This window comes from Streptomyces sp. Ru73, from assembly GCF_002920575.1.
Lineage (GTDB): Bacteria > Actinomycetota > Actinomycetes > Streptomycetales > Streptomycetaceae > Streptomyces.
On record NZ_PQSQ01000029.1, the window covers coordinates 22,532 to 47,792 of the forward strand.

General features: G+C 73.5%; 21 protein-coding genes. 10 read left to right on the forward strand and 11 right to left on the reverse strand.

All coding sequences use genetic code 11. From position 1 onward, the window contains the following. Positions 1-8 precede the first annotated feature (8 nt). The 4 genes from C3486_RS15395 to C3486_RS15410 all read right to left on the reverse strand — a co-directional run bounded on the left by C3486_RS15395 (position 9) and on the right by C3486_RS15410 (position 3,647). Complete coding sequence (locus tag C3486_RS15395; RefSeq protein WP_103833264.1) at positions 9-509, reverse strand: LUD domain-containing protein; 501 nt, start codon at positions 507-509, stop codon at positions 9-11. Then, a complete protein-coding gene (locus C3486_RS15400) occupies positions 506-2,041 on the reverse strand; it encodes a lactate utilization protein B (protein WP_103833265.1) in 1,536 nt (511 codons plus the stop codon). The genes C3486_RS15395 and C3486_RS15400 overlap by 4 nt, the downstream gene beginning before the upstream one ends. Beyond that, positions 2,038-2,799 carry a (Fe-S)-binding protein gene (locus C3486_RS15405; protein ID WP_103833266.1) on the reverse strand — a complete coding sequence of 254 codons (762 nt, stop codon included), beginning with the start codon at positions 2,797-2,799 and terminating at the stop codon, positions 2,038-2,040. The genes C3486_RS15400 and C3486_RS15405 overlap by 4 nt, the downstream gene beginning before the upstream one ends. A gap of 68 nt (positions 2,800-2,867) precedes the next feature. Continuing rightward, complete coding sequence (locus tag C3486_RS15410; protein ID WP_181138562.1) at positions 2,868-3,647, reverse strand: IclR family transcriptional regulator; 780 nt, start codon at positions 3,645-3,647, stop codon at positions 2,868-2,870. Positions 3,648-3,758: 111 nt separating this feature from the next. Here C3486_RS15410 and C3486_RS15415 point away from each other — a divergent pair, with 111 nt between their 5' ends. The 3 genes from C3486_RS15415 to C3486_RS15425 all read left to right on the forward strand — a co-directional run bounded on the left by C3486_RS15415 (position 3,759) and on the right by C3486_RS15425 (position 7,581). After that, positions 3,759-5,201: an MFS transporter gene (locus C3486_RS15415; protein ID WP_219822227.1), complete on the forward strand. Its 1,443-nt coding sequence runs from the start codon at positions 3,759-3,761 to the stop codon at positions 5,199-5,201. A gap of 292 nt (positions 5,202-5,493) precedes the next feature. Next, on the forward strand, positions 5,494-6,405 hold the full coding sequence (locus C3486_RS15420) for a YceI family protein (RefSeq protein ID WP_103833269.1): 912 nt from the start codon (positions 5,494-5,496) through the stop codon (positions 6,403-6,405). 150 nt (positions 6,406-6,555) lie between these two features. Next, positions 6,556-7,581 (forward strand): hypothetical protein, encoded by a 1,026-nt coding sequence (locus C3486_RS15425; RefSeq protein ID WP_103833270.1) that lies wholly within the window; start codon positions 6,556-6,558, stop codon positions 7,579-7,581. Positions 7,582-7,623: 42 nt separating this feature from the next. Here C3486_RS15425 and C3486_RS15430 read toward each other — a convergent pair whose 3' ends face one another. Beyond that, positions 7,624-8,787: a hypothetical protein gene (locus C3486_RS15430; RefSeq protein ID WP_103833271.1), complete on the reverse strand. Its 1,164-nt coding sequence runs from the start codon at positions 8,785-8,787 to the stop codon at positions 7,624-7,626. Positions 8,788-8,926: 139 nt separating this feature from the next. Between C3486_RS15430 and C3486_RS15435 the strand changes: the two genes are divergently transcribed. From C3486_RS15435 to larB, 3 genes are read left to right on the forward strand one after another with little or no spacing between them, the layout of a single operon-like run. Further along, positions 8,927-10,240, forward strand: a complete 1,314-nt coding sequence (locus C3486_RS15435; protein ID WP_103833272.1) for a lactate racemase domain-containing protein — start codon at positions 8,927-8,929, stop codon at positions 10,238-10,240. 10 nt (positions 10,241-10,250) lie between these two features. Further along, on the forward strand, positions 10,251-11,123 hold the full coding sequence (gene larE / locus C3486_RS15440; protein WP_103833273.1) for an ATP-dependent sacrificial sulfur transferase LarE: 873 nt from the start codon (positions 10,251-10,253) through the stop codon (positions 11,121-11,123). Further along, complete coding sequence (gene larB, locus C3486_RS15445) at positions 11,116-11,865, forward strand: nickel pincer cofactor biosynthesis protein LarB (protein WP_103833274.1); 750 nt, start codon at positions 11,116-11,118, stop codon at positions 11,863-11,865. Before larE ends, larB begins: the two co-directional genes overlap by 8 nt. Before the next feature lie 14 nt (positions 11,866-11,879). Here larB and larC read toward each other — a convergent pair whose 3' ends face one another. Beyond that, positions 11,880-13,112 carry a nickel pincer cofactor biosynthesis protein LarC gene (larC, locus tag C3486_RS15450; protein ID WP_103833275.1) on the reverse strand — a complete coding sequence of 411 codons (1,233 nt, stop codon included), beginning with the start codon at positions 13,110-13,112 and terminating at the stop codon, positions 11,880-11,882. 115 nt (positions 13,113-13,227) lie between these two features. After that, positions 13,228-14,388 (reverse strand): isoaspartyl peptidase/L-asparaginase family protein, encoded by a 1,161-nt coding sequence (locus C3486_RS15455; RefSeq protein WP_103833276.1) that lies wholly within the window; start codon positions 14,386-14,388, stop codon positions 13,228-13,230. Between the two features lie 153 nt (positions 14,389-14,541). Here C3486_RS15455 and C3486_RS15460 point away from each other — a divergent pair, with 153 nt between their 5' ends. Further along, the gene (locus C3486_RS15460; RefSeq protein WP_103833277.1) at positions 14,542-16,587 is read left to right on the forward strand and encodes a beta-N-acetylglucosaminidase domain-containing protein; all 2,046 of its coding nucleotides are present in this window, start codon (positions 14,542-14,544) and stop codon (positions 16,585-16,587) included. 69 nt (positions 16,588-16,656) lie between these two features. Here the strand turns inward: C3486_RS15460 and C3486_RS15465 are convergent, their stop codons facing one another. From C3486_RS15465 to C3486_RS15480, 4 genes are all read right to left on the reverse strand, one after another. Continuing rightward, complete coding sequence (locus C3486_RS15465) at positions 16,657-17,529, reverse strand: 4Fe-4S domain-containing protein (protein WP_103833278.1); 873 nt, start codon at positions 17,527-17,529, stop codon at positions 16,657-16,659. Positions 17,530-17,747: 218 nt separating this feature from the next. Next, complete coding sequence (locus C3486_RS15470; RefSeq protein ID WP_103833279.1) at positions 17,748-19,292, reverse strand: 3-hydroxyacyl-CoA dehydrogenase; 1,545 nt, start codon at positions 19,290-19,292, stop codon at positions 17,748-17,750. Positions 19,293-19,573: 281 nt separating this feature from the next. Further along, positions 19,574-20,353 (reverse strand): CoA-transferase subunit beta, encoded by a 780-nt coding sequence (locus C3486_RS15475; protein WP_103833280.1) that lies wholly within the window; start codon positions 20,351-20,353, stop codon positions 19,574-19,576. Then, on the reverse strand, positions 20,350-21,321 hold the full coding sequence (locus tag C3486_RS15480) for a CoA transferase subunit A (RefSeq protein WP_374936873.1): 972 nt from the start codon (positions 21,319-21,321) through the stop codon (positions 20,350-20,352). The genes C3486_RS15475 and C3486_RS15480 overlap by 4 nt, the downstream gene beginning before the upstream one ends. A 118-nt stretch (positions 21,322-21,439) precedes the next feature. Between C3486_RS15480 and C3486_RS15485 the strand changes: the two genes are divergently transcribed. The 3 genes from C3486_RS15485 to C3486_RS15495 all read left to right on the forward strand — a co-directional run bounded on the left by C3486_RS15485 (position 21,440) and on the right by C3486_RS15495 (position 25,209). Then, positions 21,440-22,354 carry a LysR family transcriptional regulator gene (locus tag C3486_RS15485; RefSeq protein WP_103833281.1) on the forward strand — a complete coding sequence of 305 codons (915 nt, stop codon included), beginning with the start codon at positions 21,440-21,442 and terminating at the stop codon, positions 22,352-22,354. A gap of 120 nt (positions 22,355-22,474) precedes the next feature. Further along, positions 22,475-23,695 (forward strand): acetyl-CoA C-acetyltransferase, encoded by a 1,221-nt coding sequence (locus C3486_RS15490; RefSeq protein ID WP_103833282.1) that lies wholly within the window; start codon positions 22,475-22,477, stop codon positions 23,693-23,695. Positions 23,696-23,856: 161 nt separating this feature from the next. Next, entirely contained in the window at positions 23,857-25,209 is a 1,353-nt protein-coding gene (locus C3486_RS15495; RefSeq protein WP_103833283.1) for an MFS transporter, read from the forward strand. Positions 25,210-25,261 lie beyond the last annotated feature (52 nt).

Genomic DNA, 25,261 nt, shown 5'->3' on the forward strand with positions numbered 1-25,261 from the left:
CCGGGACGTCAGGCGTCCGGGTACACCGCCACCCGTACCGCGCGCGGCCCGTGCATGCCCTGGATCATCGCCGACTCGATGTCCCCGGAGCGGCTGGGCCCGGTGACCAGCTGGAAGCCGGAGGGCATGGGGGCGAGCCGGCCGAGCGCCGCGATCAGCGCCGCGTAGTCGGCGTGCAGCCGGGACAGCGGTACCACCGCGAGGTGCGTGCCGGGCAGTACGGCCGTGCCGCGCGGGCGGCCGGGCGCCGGGCCGAGCGCGAGGGTGCCGGTGTCGGCCGCGGCACCCAGGACACCGGTCACGCCCACCTCGGCGTCCCACGGGTCGTGCGGCCGTTCCCCGGCGACCGTCAGCCCCTTCAGGTCCGGATGGTCGTCGACCAGTGCCGGGCGGTCGCCCGCCCACTCCCGGACCAGCGCCAGCGCCGCCTCGTGCGAGTCCGCGAGCTCCGCCTGCCCGCCGGCCTCCGCGAGCCGGTCCCGGAACAGCTCCGCCAGCTCCTGGTTCATCCCTGCCTCCCGTCGCGTGCCCTGTTCTCCTCGTGCTGCCGGAACCAGCTGCGGAAGGCGCCGGCGCTACGCAGCGCGGGCAGTGCACGGCCCTTCGCCCAGCCCCGGCCGGGACCGGGCAGCCGGGCCAGCAGCCGGTCCGGGAGCAGCCGGCCGGCCAGCCGGGACGCCGCCATGGTGAGGCGGAAGCCGGTCTCCGTACGCCAGGCCAGCGACCAGGCGCGCCAGCCGGCCCGGGCCGTGCGCGCCGCGGGCTGCTCGCGTTCGTGCTGCGCGCGGAGGTTCACCAGCAGGTCGGGGATGGGGATCTTGACCGGGCAGGCGTCGTAGCAGGCGCCGCAGAGCGAGGAGAGGAACGGCAGGTCGGAGTCGGTGCCGGGGTCGCCGATCAGCGGGCTCAGCACGGCCCCGATCGGGCCGCCGTAGACCGCGCTGTACGGATGGCCGCCGCCGACCGTGCGGTACACCGGGCAGGAGATCTGGCAGTTGCCGCAGCGGATGCAGGCGAGCACTTCTTCCTGCGGGGTGCCGAGCGCCTTGGTGCGGCCGTTGTCGAGGATGACCAGGTGCAGCTGTTCCGGGCCGTCGGTCTCGCCCGCCCGGCGGGGCCCGTTGACCAGGGTCTGGTAGACGGAGACGCGCTGCTTGGTGGCCGCGTCGCACAGCAGGGGGATGAGGACGCCGAGGTCGGCGAAGCGCGGGATCACCTTCTCCACGGTCATCACGGCGACGTGGATGCGCGGCTGCGAGGTCACCATGTCGGCGTTGCCCTCGTTGGTGACGAGGGCGAGGGTGCCGGTGTCGGCCGCGGCGAAGTTGACGCCGCTGATGCCCATGTCGGCGGCCTTGAAGTCGGCGCGCAGCCGGGTGCGCGCGAAGGACGCCAGGTCCTCCGGCTCGCCCGAGACCGGCTCACCGGCGAGCTGCCCGAAGAGGTCCGCCACGTCCTGCCGGGACTTGTGCAGCGCGGGCCCGACGATGTGGCTGGGCCGCTCGTCGGCCAGCTGGACGATGTACTCGCCCAGGTCCGTCTCGACCACCTCGATGCCCCGCGCGGTGAGGTGGGAGTTGAGGTGGATCTCCTCGGTGGCCATCGACTTGGACTTCACCGCGAGGCGTACGCCGTTCTCGCGGGCGATCCGCTCGATGACGGAGCGGGCATTGGCCGGGGTGGCGGCGCGGTGCACGACGCCGCCGTTCCGCTCGACGTTCCCGGCCAGCTGCTGGAGGTACTTCTCCAGGTCGGGCAGGGTCTCGCGGCGGATGGCGGCACCGCGTTCCCGGAGCCGGGCGATTTCCGGGGTCCAGGTGCCGACGTGCCGTTCCTCATTGAGCGCCGCGAGGCGGTCGTGGGTGGGGCGTGCGGTGGGGACGGTCAGCGCGTCCCGGGTGATCAGCGGCAGCGGGCGGCGGTGCGGGGGGATGTCGCCGGCCGCCCACTCGGGCCGGTCGGGCCGGATGCGGTCGCGGCCCGCGAGGGCGGAGGAGCGCTGCCCGGCCGCGCGGGCGCCGCCACAGGACGGCTCGGTCATGCGGCCACCTCCGCCGGGACGAGCGCGTCGCGGACCAGCTCGGCGAGGTGCCGGGTACGCACCGGAGGGCCCGCCTTGCGTGCCCGGCCGCCGAGGTGCAGCAGGCAGCCGGGGTCCGCCGAGACCAGCCAGTCGGTGCCGGTCTCCGCTGCCGCGCCGAGCTTGGTGTCGGCCATCGCCACCGACACCTCGGGGAACTTCGCGGCGAAGGTGCCGCCGAACCCGCAGCAGGTGTCGCAGCCCGCCATCTCCCTGACCTCCAGCCCCTCTATGCGGGCCAGCAGTTGGCGCGGCGTGCGGCGCTCGCCGAGCGTCCGGGCCATGTGGCAGGAGTCGTGGTACGTGACCGAGCCGGGCAGCCGGAGTCGCAGCCCGGTGCCGTACGCCATGACGAACTGGCTGAACTCATAGGTGCGTTCGACCAGCGCGCGCTGCTCCGGAGTGGGCGCGCGGAGCCGGCCGAGGTGGTGGTGGAGGTACGCGGCGCAGGAACCGGACGGGGTGACCACCGCGTCGTACGGCGCGAAGATCCGAAGCCAGCGGCCGAGCAGCGCGCCGGCCTCGGCCGGGTGCCCGGAATTCAGCGCAGGCTGGCCGCAGCAGGTCTGGCCGCGCGGCAGCTCCACCGTGACGCCCATCGCGGCCAGCACCTCCACGGTGGCGCGTGCCGCGCCGCCCGCCGCCAGGTCGCCCATGCACGAGGTGAACAGCGCCACCCGCGCCGGGCGTTGCGGCGCTCCCGCATCCGCTTCCGTCATGCGACTCCTCCAGATCGTCCGCTTCCGTCGGGGGTTCGGTTCCGCCGGGCCCGGCGCGGTGCCGGGCGTCAGGCCATCACGGACTCGACCCGCCGGGCCGTGTCCCGTACCGCGTCCGCCAGCGCCAGCACCTCGTCGTGACCGGTGACGAAGGTGACCGTGGAGACGCTGACCGCGCCCACCGTGCGGCCGTCCGGGGTGTGGACCGGGGCCGCGAGGCAGCGCACGTTGGGTTCGTTCTCCTCGTCGTCGAGGGCGAAGCCGCGCTCCCGTACGGCGGCCAGTTCGGCGGAGAGCGCGTCGAGGGTGGTGAGGGTGCGTTCCGTACGCCGCTCCAGGCCGGTGCGGGCCACCAGGTCGGCCAGCGCCTGCGCGTCGAGCCCGGCGAGGACGCACTTGCCGATGGCGGTGGAGTGCAGGGGCTGCTGCATGCCGACGCGGGAGAGGAACGCGAACGGCTGCACGCCCTCGACCTTGTGCGTGTAGACGATGCGGTCGCCGCTGCGCAGGCCGACGTGGATGGTCTGGCCGATCCGCTCCTGCAGCTCGACCAGGACCGCCTCGACCGTGGTGTGCCGGCGGCCCTGGCCCACCGCCGCACCGATGCCGCTGGCGGTCGGGCCGATGCCGTACCGCCCGCCCGGGTACGCCACCGCCCAGCCCTCGGCGACCAGGGTGGCCAGCAGCCGGTGGGCCGTGGGCTTGGAAACGGCCGCGCCCGAGGCCAGTTCGGCCAGCCGCAGCGGCTCCTGCGCGTGGCACAGCGTCTCGATGAGCCGCAGCACTTTGCGGGGCCCCGCACCGTCGTTGGGCTTACCGGAATCCGCCCGTGCAGAACTCGTTGACACGTCTTCGAGGCTAGGGCTAGCTTCCCCCGATATTCCACCCCCCTGAACGACGTTTCGCCAGGCGGAACGGCGACTTGCCATGGATCATTCGTGCCGACGTCAGGAGAATCCGTGCCGACTCAGGCGGAGATACGGCAGCTCTCAGATCGCGCAGCACAGCACGTCCTCAGCAAACAGGGCACCGATACGGGGCGGCGCACCGGCTGGCTGATGATTTCGACGATCCTGATCGAGGCGTGGGATCTCTACGCGATCTCCTTCCTGCTGCTGTTCGTCAAGAACGACCTGCACCCCAGCGCCGCGATGCTCGGACTGGCCTCCGGCGCCGTGCAGTTGGGGGCGCTCATCGGGGCCATGGGCGGCGGCTGGGTCGCCGACCGGATCGGCCGCCGCAAGGTCTTCATCATCACGATGACCCTGTTCGTGGTGCTCGCGCTCAGCCAGTCCTTCGTGACCAGCATGTGGCAGCTGGTGGTGGTCAGGTTCCTGCTCGGCATCCCGCTGGGCAGCGACATCTCCACCGGTTACGCCTACATCATGGAGTCCATGCCCAAGGGCAAGCGGGAGGTGATGGGCAACCGCTGGCAGGGCATGTTCGGGCTCGGCGAGATCGCCGCGATCGCCGTCATCACCGTGCTGTACCTCAGCGGCATGGACCACGGCCTGCTGTGGCGGATCGGACTCGGCATCGGCGCGCTGCCCGCGCTCGCGCTGCTCATCGGGCGGCTGGACGTGCCGGACACCGCACTGTGGCTCGTGCAGCGCGGCAAGTTCCGGAAGGCCAAGGCCGTCGCCAAGGAGATGTTCAACGACGACCTGGACATGCTGCCGGACGAGGACTTCGTCATCGAGCGGCCGCGCACCCGGGACTTCCTCGCCAGCATCTGGCAGGACCCGGTGCGCCGCAAGGCCAGCGTCTTCGCCTGGATCTCCAACGCGATGCAAGGAGCCGAATTCGCCGCCTTCGCCTTCTATCTGCCGGTCATCCTGGTACTCACCGGTGTCTCCGGAATCGGTGCCACCAACTTCGTCACCGGCGCGATCTACATCATCGCCACCGTGGCAGGCTTCGTCGCGCCGCAGATCACCCCGCGGATCGGCCACCGCGGGGTGGCCCGCTGGGGCTACGGCATGGCGTTCGTCTCGCTGCTGCTGGCCGCCCTCTTCCTGCACCTGGAGTGGCACGTCCTGGTGCCGCTGGCCGCGGCCGGCCTGATGTGGGGCCACTACTGGGACGCGTCCAACGGCATGACCATCGCCTCGATGGTGGCGCCGAGCCGGTACCGGGCCACCGCCTCCGGCTTCGGCTACCTCTTCGTCAAGCTCGCCTCGTTCGTGTCGATCTTCTTCTTCCCGATCCTCTTCACCGAACTGGGCGTGCCGCTGGCGACCGTGATCGTCTCGCTGCTCTCCCTGACCGGCTACCTCGCGGCCACCTACCTCCTCCCCGAGGTCTACGGCTACGTGGAGCAGGAGGAGGGCGGCGGAACGCAGGCCGGCCCGGCGGCCGCCACGGGGACGCCGGTCCAGGGGTCCGGCGAGCCGGCGTCGTAACGCGCGGGTGCACAGCGGGTGAACGTTCGGCTCCGGCGCTCCGTGCACTGACCAATGGCGGTGACACGGGCGCCGGACGCCCGGAATTCATGGGGTGAATCGGCCGCGCGGGCCGGTGGTTCATGCCCATGCGCCCGTATATGCACAGGTCAGTGCCCTGGGGGCGGGTGCGCGGCAGGGTGCCGCGCATGAAATCGTGGGTGCAGGGACGGTCTTGGTCACCGTCACCCCCCTCTCCTGCGACCCCTTCACCGGGGTTCTGTTGACATGCACCGCGAAGAAAGGTGATGGCATGCCCATCGCACTGCTCCGGAGGAAGCGGTCCGCCCGTGGTCCGCGCGGAGCCGGCCTCCTGCACCCCGTCCCCCCGGGTGCGGGTGCCTTCAACTGTGAGGTGCTCGACCCCCTCGGGGAGCCGCTGCCCCAGGCCGAGGTCACCGTCACCTCGGCACACGGCGGGCAGGTGGTGGCGAAGCTGACGACGGACCCGTACGGTCTGTTCTTCGTGACGCTGCCCGTCGGCCGGTACAGCGTCCTGGTCTCCGCCGACGGGCTGCAGCCGAACCGGCAGACCATCGACGTCCGCGAGGGCGAGACCCTGCCGCTCTCCCAGATCCGGCTGGAGTCCTCCGAGCCGCCCGAGCTGCCCCAGCCCGGCACCTGGCTCTTCGACCCGCCGCACACCGCGATCCGGTTCATCGCCAAGCACGTCGGCATGGCCAACGTGCACGGCCGGTTCACCCGCTTCCAGGGCGGCATCCGGGTCGCGCCGGACATGGCGGACTCGCGCATCGAGGTACGCATCGAGGCGGCGAGCATCAACACCGGCAACAACACCCGGGACAACCACCTGCGCTCGGCGGACTTCCTGGACGTCGAGAACTACCCCTACCTGCACTTCGCCTCCACCCGCTTCATCCACAAGGGCGGCCAGAAGTGGGTCGTGCAGGGCGTCCTGGAAATGCACGGCGTCAGCCGCACCGTCAACCTGGACACCACCTACCTGGGCGCCGTCAACGGCGGCTACGGCGAGGAGCTGCGCTGCGCCGCCCTCGCCAAGACCGAGCTGCACCGCGAGGACTACACCCTCAACTGGCGCAGCATGCTCGCGCGCGGCATCGCCGTCGTCGGCCCGACGGTGAAGCTGGAGCTCGACCTCCAGGCCATGTACCGCAGCCCGGACACCCCCACGCCGCCGGACTAGCAGGCAGCCGCCCCGCGGCTCGGCGGTCCGTCACGCCCCTCCGGGCGGGCGGCGCCGAGCCGCACGCAGGGGGACCGCCGGCACCGGATAGGGTCTCGGCCGTACGAGTGGCGAGCGGCCGGCGGTGCCGGCGGTGCGACGGGGGCGGATGTGCGGCGCTGGATCAAGGTGGCCCTGACCGCGGTGGCGGTCCTCGGGGTGGGCGGCTACGTCGCCGAACCCTGGATACGGGACGAGGTACTGGTCCAGCGGGCGTGCGACGGCGCGCTGCCCCGCGAAGCGGTACGCCAACTGCTGCCCGACGGCGCGCACTTGGCGTCCGCGGAGTCCCGGCGGACCGCCGGGCTCGGCTCGTACTCCTGCCGGGTCACCCTCGAAGGCGACGAGGTGCGGGACCACCGGCTGGTCGACGTGGCCGCCTGGACCCGCAGGGACGACCAGGACCGCGAGTTCATGGCGGTGTTCCCCGAGGGCGGCTTCGCCCGGCAGGCCCCGCTGCCCAAGGGCCTGCCCGGCTTCATCGACCGCTTCGGCGCGATCCAGCTCCGGCTGGACTGCCCCGGCCTCGGCAAGGACGCCGAAGGCCGGCAGCGCACGCTCCTGATGCGCACCTCATTGGGCCGCGACACGCTCACCGGCGTCCCCGGCGCGGCGTACGGAACGGTCGCCGCGCTCGCCAACGGCATCTCCCAGCGGCTCGGCTGCGGCGCGAAGCCGCTCACGGCCCCCGGCAAGGACACACCGCCGGCCGACATCGAGGACGACCCCAAAACCGTGCCGCTCGCCCGCGCGAAGGACACCTCCTGCGCCTGGGCGGCCGACGCAGGACTGCCGGCCGACGGCGGCTGGCGGCTCGCCGCCCTGCGCAACCCCGCGGCCCCCACCGGCCGCTGCGACCTGTACTCCGGCACCGACGAGCAGTCCGGCGGGGCGGCGCACCAGCTCTCCTTCGTGGCCTGGTACGGCGACTGGAGCAACCGCCTCGCGAGCCATGACGGCGAGCGCAGCCCCATGACGGCCACCGCGCGCTGTGACGGCGAGGCCGCCAACTACGCGCTGAGCGCGGGCGATGACATCCCCGGCCTCGGTAGGGCCGAACGGCGGCGCCTGCTCACGGCGTTCGCCGAGGACGAGGCCCGCCGGCACGGCTGCTCCGGCCTGCGCTACTCCTCCTGACGGCCGGGCCCGAACGGGCGGGCCGGGGGCCGGCGCAGGCGCTCAGACCGTCAGCCACAGCGCGCGCACGTACGCGTCGTCCATCAGCTGCCGCATCGCCGCAGCGCGCCGCTCCGGCACGTGCCGCTGCCGCGCCCACCGGTCCAGCACCGTCTGCAGCTGGTACCGGCCGTCGGTCAGCGGCCCGCGCAACGGCCCGGACGCCGGCCGGTCAGCGATGTCGCCCATCGGCACCCGCGACCGCAGCTGCCGGGACGCCGGGCGGAAGGTGCCCCGAGTGTGCGCCCGGACCCGCGCGTCGAACGCGGCCAGGTCCGGCACCGTGCCGTCCTCGGCGTACTTCGCCCGGTACTTCATCAGGTCGCCCACCCGGTCCGCGATGTCCTCCAGGTCGTTGTCCGGCCAGGTCGTCGCGGTCGTCGCGTACGTGCGCCCGGTCGCCCGGTGATCCGGATCGCCGCCCTCGCGGGTCAGGTGCTCCAGGTAGTACGCGAAGTAGGCGCGCTCCGCGTCGTAGAGGACCGCGAACGCCTCCGGGTCCTTCGCCAGCTCGGCGACCAGGCCCTCGATATCCGCGCCGGAGCCCGCAGGCCCGCCGCCGTACTCGAAGAGGGCGTGCGCGTCACCGGGCGCGAGCAGCCGCCCCAGCCACACATAGCCGCTGCGGTCGAGCCGCGCCGCCTCGGGCGGGGCCGCGGGGCCGGTCGCGTCGTCGTCGTGGAGCATCTTGTCCCGGCCCGCGTCCACGACGTACTCCGCCACCATCCGGGCCACACCAGGGGCCAGGCCGGCGGGCAGGTCGACGTCGTGCAGTGCGGCCGCCACCGCGTAGGCGCTGCGTGCCTGCGCCATCGTGTGCGGCTCGCCGGGACCCGCCGCGCGGGTGGCCGCCGTCACGACGCGGCCCAGCACACGGGCGCCGTCGCCGCACACCCGCTCGTGCGCCAGCAGCTGCTTCGCCGCCCCGAGGCGGGCCAGATCGGCACCCGGGTCGAGGGCCTTCGTGGCGGCCGCCGGGTCGTCGGCGAGGGCACGCGCCGAGGCGGGCAGCCGGTGGCACGGGCCGGGCCCGTCACCGCCGCCGGCGACGGCCAGCGGGACCGCCACCCCGGCCGCCAGCACCGCCACGGCCACCCCGCACGCGAGCAGCCGGTGCTCGGCCGCCCACCGGAACAGCCCCCGCCGGCCCCCGCGTTCCGCGGTCACGCGCTCCGCACTGCTTCCCCCGTCATGCACGGGGGCAGCCTAACGACCTGCTCCCGCCGCGGCGCCGCCGGGGCAGGAACGGTGCGCAAGGCGGTCAGCACCCTTGCGTCCGGGGGCCGGGCTCGGAGATCGTTCCGCCATGAGGGAGAACGCGCACCCGGCGGCCGGCGCCGGGGGAGAGGCGGCGGCCGGTGCCGCCCGGATCGGAGGACCCGGCACGGTCCTGGACGACGCGCGGGTCACGGAATTCGTGTCCGGCGTGCTCGCCGACGAGGACCTGGACGGGCGGAGCGTCTGCGTCGTGGTGCCCGACGGCACCCGCAGCTGTCCGCTGCCCCTGCTGCTCTCCGCCGTGCACGGCGCGCTCGCCGGGCGGGTGAGCCGGCTGACCGTCCTCATCGCGCTGGGCACCCACGCCGCCATGGACGAGGCCCGGCTGGCCACGCACCTCGGCTACCCGGAGGGCGGGCTCGCCGCGCGCTATCCGGGCATGACCGTGCGGAACCACGAGTGGTGGGACCCGGACACCTTCGTCTCCCTCGGCACCATCTCCGCCGACCGGGTCGGGGAGCTGTCCGGCGGGCTGCTGCACCAGGCCGTCGACGTCCGGCTGAACCGCGCGGTCGTGGACCACGACGTCACCCTCGTGCTCGGCCCGGTCTTCCCGCACGAGGTCGTCGGCTTCTCCGGCGGCAACAAGTACTTCTTCCCCGGCGTCGCGGGCGCGGAGATCATCGACCTCTCGCACTGGCTCGGCGCCCTCATCACCAGCGCCGACATCATCGGGACGCGCGGCATCACGCCCGTACGCGCCCTCATCGACGAGGCCGCGGCCCTCATCCCGGGCCGCCGGCTCGCCCTCTGCGCGGTCGTCCGGTCCGGCGCCGATGAACTGCACTCCCTCGCGTTCGGCACCCCGGAGGCCGCCTGGGCCGCGGCGGCCGAGGTCTCCGCCGAGACCCACGTCCGCTATCTCGACGCGCCCGTGCGGCGCGTCCTGTCGGTCATGCCGGAGAAGTACGAGGACATCTGGACCGCCGCCAAGGGCTTCTACAAGCTGGAGCCGGTGGTCGCAGACGGCGGTGAGGTCGTCCTCTACGCGCCGCACATCACCGAACTCTCCGCCATGCACCCGGAGATCGCGGACATCGGCTACCACTGCCGGGACTACTTCACCAAGCAGTGGGACCGCTTCCGGCACCTGCACTGGGGCGTGCTGGCCCACTCCACGCACCTGCGCGGCGCCGGCACCTACGACGCGGAGACCGGCGAGGAACGCTGCCGGGTCACCGTCACCCTCGCCACCGGCATCCCCGAGGACGTCGTACGCGCCGCGAACCTGAACCACCTCGACCCGGCGGCGATCGACCCCGGCACCTTCGCGGCCGGCGATCCGGACACCCTGGTCGTGCCGCACGCGGGCGAGATCCTGCACCGGCTCCGCACGAAATGAGGAACCGCACATGACACCCCCTCGGCTCCCGGAGCTCACCGGCTCCGACGCCGCGGCGGCCGACGAGGTCGCCGCCCTGCTGCGCGGCGCCGCGCCCCTGGGCGTCGCCTTCTCCGGCGGCGTGGACTCCTCGCTGCTGCTGGCGCTGGCCGTACGGGCGCTCGGCGCCGACCAGGTCGTCGCGGTCCTCGGCGTCTCGCCCAGCCTCGCCGCCGACGAACGTGCAGCGGCCCACGAGGTCGCCGCCTTCATCGGCGCCCGGGTCGTCGAAGTCACCACCTACGAAGGGGAGTCGGCGGCCTACCGGGCCAACGGGCCGGACCGCTGCTACCACTGCAAGGACGAGCTGTTCACCCGCATCTCCGACGAGGTCGCCGCAGCCCACGGCCTCGCGGCCGTCGCGTACGGGGAGAACGCCGACGACGCCCGCCGCCCCGACCGGCCCGGCAGCAAGGCCGCCACCGCCCACCGCATACTGCGGCCGCTCGCCGACGCCGGCCTGGACAAGGCCGCCGTACGCCGCCTCGCCCGCGCCCTCCGGCTGCCCTGTGCCGACAAGCCGGCCGCGCCCTGCCTGGCCTCCCGCATCCCGCACTTCGAAGAGGTCTCGCCCGCCAAGCTCGGCCAGATCGAACGGGCCGAGAAGGCGCTGCGGGGGCTGGGGTTCAGCGACTGCCGGGTACGGCACCACGGCGAGGTGGCGCGGGTCGAACTCCCGGTCGCGGAGATCGCCAGGGCCGTGTCCGGAGAACTGCGCGAGGCGGTGCTGAGCGCGGTGCGCGACGCCGGTTTCCGCATGGTCGCCGTCGACCTCGCGGGCATCCAGTCGGGCGCCTTCACCCTGCCGCTGGTCGGCGTCACGGAAGGCGGCCGCCATGACTGAGAACGCGGCCGACCGCACGGCGGGCACGCCCGGCGAGCCGGGACCCGCCGCCACGCCCGGACCGGACCTCGCCGGCCTCGCCGAGCTGGACCACGACCGGGCCGCGCGGCGCGGCTACCCCGAAGCCGTCTACTGCGAGGGCAAGTCCCCGGCACAGGTCGCCGCCATCGCCGCCGCGATACGCGACCGGTACGCCGGGCAGGGCGACGGCACGGTACCGGTCACCCTCTTCACCCGCGCCGACGACGCGCACGCCAAGGCCGTCCTGGCCGAACTCCCCGACGCCCGCCACGACACGGAGGCCCGGCTGCTCGCCTGGCCGCCCGCGCCGCCGCCCCCGGCCGGCGGCCGGGTCACCGTCGTCTGCGCCGGCACCTCCGACCTCCCCGTGGCGAGGGAAGCGCTGCTCACCGCCGAGTACCTGGGCCGGGAGACGGACTTCGTGGCGGACGTGGGCGTCGCCGGGCTGCACCGCGTCCTCGGCAAGCTCGACCGGCTGCGTGCCGCGCGTGCCGTCGTGGTCGTCGCCGGCATGGACGGCGCCCTGCCCGGCGTCGTGGCCGGGCTGGTCGCGGCGCCGGTCGTGGCCGTACCGACCTCCGTCGGCTACGGCGCCGCCTTCGGCGGCCTCGCCCCGCTGCTGACCATGCTCAACGCCTGCGCCCCCGGCGTCGCGGTGGTCAACATCGACAACGGCTACGGAGCGGGCCACATGGCGGCCCAGATCGCGGCGCCGTTCTGAGGAGGCCGCGGCTGTTACGCCGCCCCGTCCGGCAGCGCGGCGCCCGGTACCAGTCCGTTCGCCACCGCCGCCGCGACCGCCGCGTCCAGCACGGTGCCGGCGGGCAGGCCCCGTTCGGCGGCGAGCGCGGCCACGTCGTCGAACTCCGGAGTGGCCCGCACGATGATCCCGCCGCGGTGCGCGACCTTCACCGGCACCTCACCCCCGTCCGCCACGGCGACCCGTACCCACGTGCGCCGCAGTGCGGTCTTCCGTACCGCCGACTCGCGCACCCCGATCGTGCTGGTCTCCCGGAACACCAGATCCCTCAGCGCGTCGGCCCGGTGGCGCGGGGCCAGCACGCGCAGCGTGTGCGCCGGGCGGCCCTTCTTCATCACGATGGGCACCAGCCACGCGTCCGAGGCGCCCGCCGCGAGCAGCGAGGCCAGCACGCCGGGCCACAGCCGCGGGTCCAGGTCGTCGACGTTGGCCTCCAGCACGACGGCCGAGGTTTCCTCGTCCGTCCCGGCCGCCGCGGCCGGCGGGGTGCCGATCACCACCCGTACGACGTTCGGGCGTCCGGGGGTATCCCGGGTGCCCGCGCCGACCCCGGTCGCCTCGGCCCGCAGCCGCGGCAGATCACCGCACTCCGCGGCCAGCGCCGTCACCAGTGCCATGCCGGTCGGTGTGGCCAGCTCGCCCGGACCGCCGCCCAGCACCTCCCAGCCGGCGGCCAGTTCGAGCACGGCGGGCACCGGCACCGGCAGGTCGCCGTGCGCGGTACGCACCCGGCCCGAACCGAGCGCGGCCGGGCTGGCGGTGATCCGGCCGATGCCCAGCTCGTGCAGCGCCGCGCAGACGCCCACCACGTCCGCTATCGAGTCCCACGCGCCGACCTCGTGGAAGTGCACCTCCTCGACCGGCACACCGTGCACCCGGGCCTCCGCCGTCGCGAGCCGGCCGAAGACCGCGAGGGCCCGGTCACCCACCCGCCCCGGCAGCCCGGCCTCCTCGATCCGGCCCCTGATGGCGCGCCAGGTGCGGTGCGGGTGGTCCTCGGCGAGCGGCTCGACGCCGACCTTGGTGGCCCGCAGCCCGGCGCGGGTGACGGACGACCGGGTCAGCCGTACGGCACCGGGGATCACCGCGTCGACCGCCTGCTGCACGGCCGCCGGCGAGGCACCGGCGTCGACCAGCGCGCCGAGCAGCATGTCCCCGGCGACGCCCGAGGTGACGTCGAGCCAGGCGTCCCGGCCGGTCGCGGTCATGCGGTCGTCTCCCGGCGGCCGGCGGGGCGGAGGTGCGGCGGAGTGGACATGGACCCGATCCTATGGATCGTGCGCGGGCCGTGCGACCAGGTCTTTCCTGCCGGACCCGGACGGATCAGGTGTTCGGTGGCGTCTCGTCCGGGAAGATCTTCGTCACAATCGTGCCGTCCTCGGTGAGGTACGCGTGCAGCATCCCCTCGCTGCTGTGCGGCGCGTCGAAGGTCCCCTTGCGGTCCAGCGCGATCACCCCGCCGTCGCCGCCCAGCTTCGGCAGCCGCTCGACCAGCACCTCGTACGCCGCCGACGCCACGTCCTTGCCGCCGAACTCCATGAGGTTCGAGATCGTCGCGGTGGCCGCGCCGCGCAGGAAGACCTCCCCGTCACCGGTGGCGCTGGCCGCGACGGTGCTGTTCTTGGCGTACGTACCGGCGCCGACGACGGGGGAGTCGCCGACCCGGCCGGACAGCTTGTTGGTCAGGCCCCCGGTGGAGGTGGCGGCGGCCAGGTCCCGCTTCTCGTCCCGCGCGACCGCGCCGACGGTGCCCTTCGCCTGCTCGTCGGCGAGCGTGGCGGCGGACCGCGCGCCCCCGCTCTTCTTCTTGGCCGCCATCAGCGCGTCCCAGCGGGCCTGCGTCCAGTAGTAGTCCTGGGTCACCGGCTCCAGCCCGTGGGCGGCCGCGAAGTCGTCGGCGCCCTCGCCCGACAGCAGGACGTGCGGCGTCTTCTCCATCACCAGACGGGCCGCCGAGACGGGGTTGCGGACGTGCCGCACCCCGGCGACCGCGCCCGCCGCCAGGTCCGAGCCGCGCATCACCGACGCGTCCAGCTCGTGCCCGGCGTCCGCGGTGAAGACCGCGCCCTTGCCCGCGTTGAACAGGGGGTTGTCCTCCAGCGAGCGGACCGCGGCCTCGACGGCCGAGACGCTGTCGCCGCCCCGGTCCAGCACCTTCTTGCCCGCCCGCACCGCGTCCGCGAGCCCGTCCCGGTACGCCTTCTCCCGCTCCGGCGAGGTCTCGTCGCGCCGGAGCGCCGTGCCCGCGCCGCCGTGCACCGCGAGCACCACGCCGCGGGCGTCGGGCCGGGCCTTGCCCTGCGGCGCCCCGGCGGCCGCGAGGCGCCCGGCGGCACCGTCCGCGGCCGCGCCGTCCGGGCCGCCGCGCGCTGCCGGTCCGTGCGGCACGGCCGTCAGCAGCCCGGCGGCCACCGCGGCCGCCGCCAGTACGGGAAGCGTCCAGGGACGGGACGCGAGCCTGCGGGGACGTGGACGGGTACGCATGCATCCTCCTCGCGGTTCGGTGCGCGGGACGGTGAAGCGGATGCACCGTACAGCTGACTGTGTCGCACGCGCACCAGGACGAAACGGGCGCACAACGACGCGTACAAAAGTCCAAGTCCCGACCCGCGAGGCGGCATTGACGTCCGTTCCCGCATGTCGGAGGCTTGCCAGCGGTTCAGGCACCGGCTCCGTCCCGCCCTGGGACGCCCGCGTTCCCGCAGTTCGCCACACCCCGGAGGCCACGTGACCGCCCTCGCCAGACCGCTCACCGGCTCGCTCGCCGTGCTCCTCGCCGCCGCCACCCTCGGAGCCGCGCCACCGGACGGGACCCGCCCGGAACCCGCCGCCGAGCGGCAGCTGCCGGTGATCTCGCCGACGCCCCAGCACATGTCCCGGGTCGCGGACGACGTCCGGCTCGGCGGCCGCGCCGAGGTCGTCGTCGGCAAGGACACCGACGCCGCGGCACGGCAGCTCCTCACCAGGACACTGCGCGCACACGGCGTCCGCGACATCGATGTCACCACCCGGGCCGGCCACCACGCCCCGCTCACCCTGCTGCTCGGCCCCGCCGGCCGCGCGGACATCGCGGCCGCACTGCGCGGCACGGACGTACCGGACCACGCCGAGGGGTACGCGCTGCGCGTCGCCGGCCGGCGGTCCGGGCAGGCCACCGTCGCACTCGGCGGCACCGACGCCGCGGGTCAGTACTACGCCGTACAGACCCTGCGCGGCCTGATCACCAAGGGCCGGATCGCCGGCGCCGCGGTCTCCGACCACCCGAACATGCCGCTGCGCGGCACCATCGAGGGCTTCTACGGCTCCCCGTGGACGAACGAAGAGCGCCTGGACCAGATGGACTTCCTCGGCGACGTCAAGGCCAACACCTACGTCTACGCGCCGAAGGACGACCCGTACCACCGCGAGAAGTGGCGCGACCCCTACCCCGCCGACAAGCTCGACCAGCTCGGCAGGCTCGTGAAGCGCGCCACCGCGCACCACGTCCGCTTCACCTTCGCCGTCTCGCCCGGCAACTCCATCTGCTACTCCGACCCGGCCGACACCAAGGCGCTCACCGCCAAGCTGCAGTCGATGTACGACCTGGGCGTCCGCTCCTTCTCCGTCCCGCTGGACGACATCAGCTACACCAAGTGGAACTGCGCGGGCGACGAGAAGAAGTTCGGCGCACCGGGCCGCGGCCCCGCGGCCGAAGCACAGGTCGGCCTGCTCAACACCGTCCAGCGCGACTTCATCGCCACCCACGACGGCACCCACCCGCTGCAGATGGTGCCCACCGAGTACGGCGACCTGACCGACACCGCGTACAAGCAGAAGCTCCGCTCGACTCTCGACAAGGGCATCGAGGTGATGTGGACCGGCACCGAGGTCGTGCCCTCCGGCATCACCAATGACCAGGCGTCCAAGGCCGCCGAACTCTTCGGCCGCAAGGTCTTCGTCTGGGACAACTACCCGGTCAACGACTACGGCCAGACCGCCGGCCGGCTGCTGCTCGCCCCGTACGACAAGCGCGAGGCGGGCCTCTCCGACCACCTCAGCGGCATCGTCTCCAACCCCATGAACCAGGAGGCGGCCAGCAAGCTCGCCGTCTTCACCATCGCCGACTTCGCCTGGAACGACCGCGGCTACGACGTACGCCGCTCGGCCCGGCAGTCCGCGCTGCACCTGGCCGGCGGTGACCCGCGGGTCGCCGACGCCGTGCAGACCTTCGTCGACCTCAACCACCTGGCGCCCACCTTCGGGCCCACGCCGTGGCAGCCGCAGTCCCCGGTGCTCAGCGCCCGGCTGGCCGCGTTCTGGAAGGCGTACGACACCGACCCGAAGGCCGCGCTCAAGCAACTGCGCCCCACCGTCGACGGCATCGCCGAGGCCCCGGCCGTGCTCCGCGCCGGCGTGCCCGACAAGCTCTTCCTGCACGACGCCGACCGCTGGCTGGACGCCACGGCCCTGTGGGGCAGCGCCATGCGGCACGGCCTCGCCACGCTGACGGCGGTTCAGAACGACGATTCGGCGCGCGCCGCGAAGGAACGCGCCGCCATGGACGCCGACGCCATCGCCGCCGGCAAGATCACCTCCGACCCGGCGGAAACCCGCCCGCACGGCCCGGTGAAGATCGGCGACCCCTTCATCGGCGACTTCCTCGCCAAGGTCCGCGAAATCCAGGACGCGGCGACGGAGGGCTGAGAGCCGGGGAGCGGGTGCGGGTTCGGGTGGGGGAGCGGTGCCCGCGCCCGTCCCGCGCCGGGCGCGGCGTCACCACCGCACCGCGGTGAAGTCGACCGGACGGGGCCGCAGGTGCCGGGTACGGTCCGCCAGGCTCCGCAGGCGCTCCGCCATGTGGTCCGCGGGCAGACGCTTGCGGTCGCCGTGCCCGGGCAGCAGCCACTCGAAGCGCAGCCGCCCCGCGGTGCGTGCCAGGGAGTCGGCCAGTACCTCGATGGAGTACCAGGTGACGCTCTCCGCCACCTCGATGTCACCCGTGGTGCGGGACCAGTAGAAGCTGTCGCCGCTGAAGCAGTACCGCTCGTCGGCGACGTACAGCACGCTGCCCCGCGTGTGGCCGGGCAGCGGGTGGGCGACCAGCCCCGGACCGACCTCCGTGCTGTCCGTGCCGCGCAGCACCACGTCGGCGTCGGGGGCCGCGTCCAGGTCGCCCTCGTGGATCCAGAGCCGGGCCCCGAAGTGGTCCGCGTACCGGCGGCCGTGTGCCGCGTGGTCCCGGTGGGTGAGCAGTACGTCGGTGACCGGGCCGAGCGCCGCGTACTGCGCGGCGAGCGCCCGGCTCCAGCGCGGGGTGTCCACCAGCACGAGGTTCCCCGCCGGGCGGCGGACCAGGTAGGAGTTGGCGGCGGCGGTCTGCGGCGAGTTGTGGCCGCACAGCGAGACGGTGGCGTCGAGGGCCAGCGGGAACGGGTCGAGCGCCGGGTCCAGGCGCCCGGAAGCGGGCCGGACGGAGCGGGTCGGGCAGGCGAAGGCGGCGGCCTGCATCGCCCGGTCCTCCGCCGCGTCGCGCGGCTGGCGCACCACCTCCGACCGCCCGCCGACCCGGTCGATCAGGCCCGGCGCGAGCTGCCTGGCGACATCGCAGTCGGTGCAGCGGTCGTCCACGTACCAGTCGTTGTCCATGCCGCCAGTACAACGGCCGCGCGGGGCAAAGCGGAAGGCCGGCCGGGCCTTGTACTTGCGGGCCGGAGGGTCTCTGAGCGGGGCTTGCTTATGGCGCGTACATGACAGAAATAGCGGCCGCCGCGGCACGGCTGCGGCCGCGGCGCACCGGGCAGTCAGGGCATGGTCGTCGGTGCGCCGCGGCCGGATCGGGGGGCAGGCCGGCGGCCTGCGGGGGCTCAGCCCGCCTGCGGGAACGGGCTGTTGCCCGGGTCCGTGAGGGACATGCCGAGCTGGGCGCGCTCGGTGAGCCAGCGGGTGGGGCGGTAACGCGGATCGCCCGTGGTGCGGTGCAGCGCCTGCTGCAGCGCGAGCAGCCGGGGCGCGCCCACCGTGTCGCCCCACGCCAGCGGGCCGTGCGGATAGCCCAGCCCCGTGGTGACGGCGAGGTCGATGTCGGCCGGAGCCGCGAGGCCGCGCTCCGCGAGGGACGCCGCGACCGAGACGATCGAGACGAGCAGCCGCTGCGCGACGGAGCCGGGAGAGTCCCGTACGACGCTGACCGCGTACGGCTCCGCCGACCCGCCCCCGGCGGCCGCCAGCACCGCGCGGGCGTCGGCCGCCGCCTCCGGATCGGTGGCGGGTGTGGCCGCCAGCACCCGGCGCCGGGTGGGCAGCGACAGCGGATCGACGCCCAGGGTGCGCGCGGCCGGCAGGTCCAGCCCCGCGACGGCCTCGGCGACCGTCGTACCCCAGGTGGCGACGAGGACCAGCGCCTCGTCGGCCGGGCGCTCGGCGTCGTCGAGCACGGCGCCCGACGCGGCGAGCGCCGAGCGCAGCGCCTCCGTCCCCGGCCCGGTGCCGGCCACCCGTACGGGCCGCTTGGCGTCGCCGGTGACGGGCGGCTCGGGGACGGCGGCCGGCGCCGGGTCCCCGGGCCCGTACGCGTACCACCCGCGGCCGGTCTTGCGGCCGTGCAGCCCGGCGGTCACCCGGTTCGGGGTGAGGAAGGACGGGCGGAGCCGGTCGGAGTGGCGGAAGCCGTGCCAGATGGTGTCGATGACCGCGGCGGTCACGTCCAGCCCGGTGAGGTCCATCAGCTCGAACGGGCCCATCTTCAGGCCGAGGACGTCGCGTGCGATCCGGTCGATGCCCGGTACGTCGGCGACGGTCTCCTCCAGCAGCGCCAGCGCCTCGGTGACCAGGCCGCGCCCGGCGTGGTTGACGAGGAAGCCGGGGGTGTCGGCGACGATGACGGCACGGTGGCCGGTGGCCCGTACCAGCTCGGTGAGGAGCGCCGGGATCTCGGGCCGGGTCGCCGCGCCCGGGACCACCTCCACGATCTTCATCAGCGGTACGGGATTGAAGAAGTGCAGGCCCGCGAGGCGCGACGGGTCGTCCAGCGTGGCGGCGATCGCGGTGACGGAGAGGGAGGAGGTGTTGGTGGCGAAGACGGTGGACGAGGGCAGCGCCTCGGCCAGCTTCCCGAACACCTCGGCCTTGGTGTCCAGGTCCTCCCGCGCTGCCTCGATGACCAGCTCGACGTCATCGCCGGGTGCCCAGGGGGAGTCCAGGGGCACGAGGCGTGCGACCGCCTCCGCGGCCTCCGCCTCGGTCAGCCGGCCCTTGGCGGCGGCCCGGTCGAGCATGCCGCGCACGAAGTCCACGGCCGCGCCGACCGCATCGGTGCTGATGTCGCCGAGCTCGACGGTGTGCCCCGCGGTGGCGGCCCACTGAGCGATGCCGCGCCCCATGACACCGGCACCCACGATCCTGATACGCACGTCAGATACTCCCTTGGTTTTGGCGGGGGGCCTGGTGGGGGCCTGGTGGGGGGCTTGGCGGGGGCCCTTGCCTCACCTGTTCCTTGGCAGGGCCCCTCCCTCTCCCCGCGAGGAAAGTCCCGCCCCCGCGAGGGAAATCCCCCCCCGCAAGGAGCCTCCGGCCCCAGCAGACCCCCGTGGCCGAGACCCCCTCCCCCGCCTCCACCACACTCCTCGTGAAGTTACTCCCACCCACTGACAATCCGGCGGCACCGCCCCCACCCCCGGCGCCGTCCGCGCCGTCAGCGCAGGTACACCCGGTCCGGGTCGACGTCCTCGCGGAGGAGCCGGAGTTCGTCCGGGCTCGGCGGCCGGACGGTCTCGACCGTGTCGGCGACCGCGAGGTCCCAGCCGGTGTTCGCGCGTACCTGGTCGACCGTCACGCCCGGGTGCACGGCCACCAGCGTCAGCTCCTCGCCGACGCCCGCGCGGGCCAGGATGCCCAGCTCGGTGATGACCCGGGTGACGCCGGTACCGAGCGGCCGCAGGCCCTCCTCGCGCGCCCGGTCGGGGCCCGGGGTGGTGCAGAAGTCCAGCTCCTCGGTGAACGAGCGCGGATCGTGGCGGCGCATCACCACGAACACCTCGCGGGAGTTGGCCATCACCTCGACCGCCCCGCCGGAGCCGGGCAGCCGCACCTTCGGCGCGTCCCAGTCGCCGATGACGGAGGTGTTGAGGTTGCCCCACTTGTCGATCTGCGCAGCGCCCAGGAACCCCACGTCGATGTGGCCGCCCTGCAGCACGTACCCGAACAGCGCCGGCATCGACAGCACCGCCTCCGCCCCGGTGATCAGCACCGCGTCGGCGATGGTCTCGGGCAGGTGCGAGGGGTGCGCGCCGCACACGCCGGACTCGTACACGATCTCCAGCTGCGGAGCGACCGTGAGGTGGGCCAGTGAGGCGGCGAGCGTCGGCAGGCCGATGCCCGCGAACACCGTCCGCCGCGCCGCCAGTTCGCGCGAGGCGACCACGGCGAGCAGCTCGGACGAGGTCACGTCGGTGGTGGTGGTCGAATCCGTCATCCCAGTCGCCTCCCGTAGTTCACCGGCAGGCTCATGGCCTCGCCGACCGCGAGCGAGTCCCAGAACTCCTCGCCGAGCTTGCTGACGTACTCCGCGTGGTCCGCGGTGCCGTACACCCACTCCTTCAGCCACTCCTGAAGCGTGGCGGGGTCCTTGCTGATGCCGGACCAGGCGCGGTAGAAGGCGTTGTCCCGGTCGTAGTAGCCCTGCGCGAAGGACGGGTGGGCGCCGCGCGGGCAGGCCACCACCGCGTCCACGGCGTGCGAGGGGATCACCGTGCGGTTGGGGTCGGAGCGGACGACCTCGTCCTCGACGATCTCCTCGACGACCACGACCGCCTTGTCCGCCGCGTACACCGCCTCCGCCTGGACGCCCGTCAGGCCCCAGATCTGGGTGTTGCCGCTGCGGTCGGCGCGCTGCGCGTGGATGATCGTCACGTCGGGGTTGACGGGCGGTACGACGTAGACCTGCTCCGGCTCGCCGTCCGGTCCCGGGTAGGGCGAAGTGACCTTGCGCAGACCGTCGTTGACCGAGGGCAGGTCGCTGCCGCCGTACGAGCGCAGCGGGTAGAAGGGCAGCCGCTGGGCGCCCGCGAGGTAGCGGCAGATCATGCCGTAGTGGCTGTACTCCTCGAAGACCAGCGGCTCCGGGTCGGCCTTCTCCACCCGGCGGCGCAGCTCACCCAGCGAACCGGCCGAGGAGTTGCCGACGAAGGAGGAGACCAGCCGGGACACGCAGCCGGCCGCGAGCATCTGGTCCACGACGATGTCGGCCGTCATCCGGACGACGGTGAGGTCCCGGCGGCCCTGCCGGATGATCTCGTGACCGGCGGCGGTGGGGATGAGGTGCGTAAAGCCCTCGAGGGAGACGGTGTCCCCGTCATGGACGAAGGAGGAGACGGCCTCCCGCATCGTCATGGTCTTGTCCACGGTGCTCCTCGGCGTGCGAAGTGTGGAACGGTCCCGCATACCGTTTCACCGGCCATTGATTCCCGTCCAATACCGAATTAAGGTCAGACTGATATCGAGACGGAAATAGTCGGCCACCGGTCGGGTGGGCCGGCACGGGCCGACGGGCAGGACGGACATGGAGCTGCGGCATCTGACCGCCTTCGTCGCGGTGGCCGAGGAGCTGCACTTCGGGCGGGCCGCCAAGCGGCTGCAGATGGCGCAGCCGCCGCTCAGTCAGCAGATCCGCCAGCTGGAGAAGGAGCTGGGGGTGCAGCTCTTCGAGCGCAACACCCGCTCGGTCCGGCTCACCAGCGCGGGGCAGTCCTTCCTCGACCCCGTACGGACCGTGCTGGCCGATCTGGACACCGCGACCCGCGCCGCGAAGGCCGCCGGGCGCGGCGAGTACGGCCGGGTCACCATCGGCTTCGCGGGCGCCTCCACGCACGAGACGCTGCCGCTGCTCACCCGCGCCGTACGGGCCGCGCATCCGGCGCTGGAGCTGGTGATGAAGGGCCAGACGTACGCCAACGTCGCGCTCGCCGGGGTGGCCGACGGCTCGCTCGACCTCGGTTTCGTACGCCTCCCGGTCACCCAGCCCGGCGTCGCGACGCGGGTGATCGACGAGGAGGAGCTGGTCTGCGCGCTGCCCTCGGACCATCCGCTGGCCCGCCGCCGGCGCATCCCCATCGCCGCGCTGGCCGACGAGCCGTTCGTCAGCTTTCCCGCCAACGCCGGGTCCACGGTCCGGGACGCCACGGTCCGCGCGTGCGAGGACGCCGGGTTCAATCCGCGGGTGGTGCAGGAGGCGCCCGACTCGTACACGATCCTGGCGCTGGTCGCCGCGGGCGTGGGCGTCACCCTCACGGTCACCTCCTGCCAGCACATCCAGCAGACGGGGCTGGTCTACCGGCCGCTCGCGGGCCCGCCGATCCGGCTGCAGGCCGCGCTGGCCTGGCGTCCGGACAACCCCTCGGCGGCCCTGCGTACCGTCCTCGCGGTGGCCGAGGAGGCGCTGCCGACCCCTGGGGGCAAGGCCCCAACAAGGCTCTGACCTGCGCTGATGGTCAATTGATAAGGCTGGCGTCCGAATCCTGGCCGAATTGGATATTGGACCGGCTCAGTGCTCGGGTGGAAAAGTCACCGGGAAGCGTCCACCAGGAAAGGCCGTGGCATGTCCGAGCCCACCGAAATCGTCCTCTGCGAACCGCTGCGCACCCCGATCGGCAAGTTCGGCGGCGCGCTGGCCGGGCAGCGCCCCGCCGCCCTGGCGGCGCTGCTGATCGGCGAGATCGTCCGGCGGACCGGCGTCGCGCCCGAGAAGGTCGACGAAGTGATCCTCGGCCACGCCTGGCCCACCTCCGACGCGCCGGCCATCGGCCGGGTGGCCGCCCTGGACGCCGGCCTGCCCGACACCGTCACCGGCGTACAGGTCGACCGCCGCTGCGGCTCCGGTCTGCAGGCGGTGCTGGACGCGGCGATGCAGATCAAGGCCGGGTTCAGCGATGTGGTGATCGCCGGCGGCGTGGACGTGATGAGCGCGGCGCCGTACTACACGCACGAGGGCCGCTGGGGCATCAAGGGCCCGAATCTCACGCTGCACGACTCCCTCACGCGCGGCCGGGTCACGGCGGGCGGCGAGCGCCACCCGATCCCCGGCGGCATGATCGAGACCGCGGAGAACCTGCGCCGCCAGTACGGCATCAGCCGCGAGGCGCAGGACGCGCTGGCGCTCCGCTCGCAGCAGCGGGCCGGGCGCGCCATCGAGGCGGGCCTCTTCGACGACGAGATCGTGCCGGTCACAGTGCGCGGCCGCAAGGGCGACACCGTGGTGGCCGCCGACGAGCACCCGCGCCCGGACACCACCGCCGAGCAGCTGGCCAAGCTCAAGCCGATCATGGGCAAGCAGGACCCGGAGGCCACCGTCACGGCCGGCAACGCCAGCGGCCAGAACGACGCCGCCGCTGCCTGCCTGGTCACCAGCGCCGCCACCGCCGAGCGGCTGGGCCTCACCCCGATGGTGCGGCTGGTGTCCTTCGCGCGGACCGGCTGCGCGCCGGAGACCATGGGCCTCGGCCCGGTCGGCGCGACCCGCTCGGCGCTGGACAAGGCGGGCCTGAAGCTCGCCGAGATGGACCTGATCGAGCTGAACGAGGCGTTCGCCGCGCAGGTACTGGCCTGCACCAAGGAGCTGGGCCTGGGCGAGGCCGACCACGAGCGGCTGAACGTCAACGGCTCCGGCGTCTCCCTCGGCCACCCCGTCGGCGCCACCGGCGCCCGCATCCTGGCCACCCTCGCCCGCGAGATGCAGCGCCGCGAGGCCCGCTACGGCCTGGAGACGATGTGCATCGGCGGCGGCCAGGGCCTGGCGGCCGTCTTCGAGCGGGTCGGCTGACGCCCCGGCCCCACCCCTCGTCGTACGGCCCTTCGCAGTGAGGGCCGTACGGACAGCCACACACGCGCACCCCCCGCACGCACCGCCCAGGGGCGCCGCTCGGGACGACGCGGCGCCCCTGGTCTCCCCTTCCCTCGATCAACGAAGCCCAGGGAGTCCGTATGAGTGCGCCCACCGCGCCCACCGCACGCGACCGCACCAGAGCCGCCAACCGCGCCGGGATCGGCGCCTTCATCGGCTCCACCATCGAGTGGTTCGACTTCTACATCTACGGCACCGCCTCGGCCCTCGTCTTCGACAAGGTCTTCTTCCCCGAACTGGACGGCGCCCTCGGCACGCTGGTCGCCTTCGCGACCTTCTGGGTGGGCTTCCTCGCCCGTCCGCTCGGCGGCATCGTCTTCGGGCACTACGGCGACCGGCTCGGCCGCAAGAAGACCCTCGTCATCACCCTGCTGATGATGGGCCTGTCCACCACCGCCATCGGCCTGCTGCCCGGTTACGCCTCGATCGGTGTCGCCGCGCCCGTCCTGCTCGTCTGCATACGGATGATCCAGGGCATCGGGCTGGGCGGTGAGTGGGGCGGCTCCGTCCTGATCGCCTCCGAGTCCGCGCCCAAGGGCAAGTCCGTGCTGTACGGCGCCTTCGCGCAGCAGGGCTCGCCGGTCGGCAACACCCTCAGCACCTTGAGCTTCCTCGCCATCAGCCAGCTGCCGGACGACGCGTTCGTCTCGTGGGGCTGGCGGGTGCCGTTCCTCGCCTCCGCGCTGCTGGTCATGGTCGGCCTCTTCGTCCGTCTGAAGGTCTCCGAGTCCCCGGCGATGGCCCGGCTGATCGAGAAGAAGGAGGTCGCGAAGCTGCCGCTGACGGAGGTGCTGCGCAGCCATCCGATGCTGATCGTCCTGGGCATCGGGGCGTGCACCATCGGCCTGTCGGCGACGTACTTCAAGTCCACCTTCGCGCTGTCCTGGGCCACCAGCGCCCTGAGCTTCGACCGCAGCTCCTTCCTCACGATCATCCTGGTCGCCAACATCACGCAGATCGTCGTGCAGCCCTTCGGCGCGGTCCTCGCGACGCGGATGAAGAGCTGGTCCCGCGCCGTCTGCGTGATGCTGGTCCCCGAACTCGTGCTGATGCCGGTGATGTTCGTCCTCATCGGCACCGAGAACTACGGCCTGGCGATGTTTGGCGTCGCGGTCGCCACGATCCCGCACTGCCTGTACTACGCGGCGCTGGCCGGCATGCTCGCCAGCCGCTTCCCGGCGCATCTGCGGTACACCGGCATCTCGCTCTGCTACCAGCTGTGCGGCACGCTGCTGGGCGGTACCACGCCGATCATCGGCCAGTCGCTGCTGAACTGGACCGGCTCGATCACCGCGGTCATCGTCTACGCGGTCTTCCAGGTCGCGCTGACCATGGGCTGCATGCTGCTGCTCCTGCGCCGCCCGAACCACGACGAGACGGCGGCGGAGGGCGTGTCCGGCGCCGCGGCCACCGCGCCGCTGCCCGCGCGGTAGGGCGGGCGGCGGGCCCGGCTGCGATGCTCGTGGGCGTCCGTGACGTCCGCCG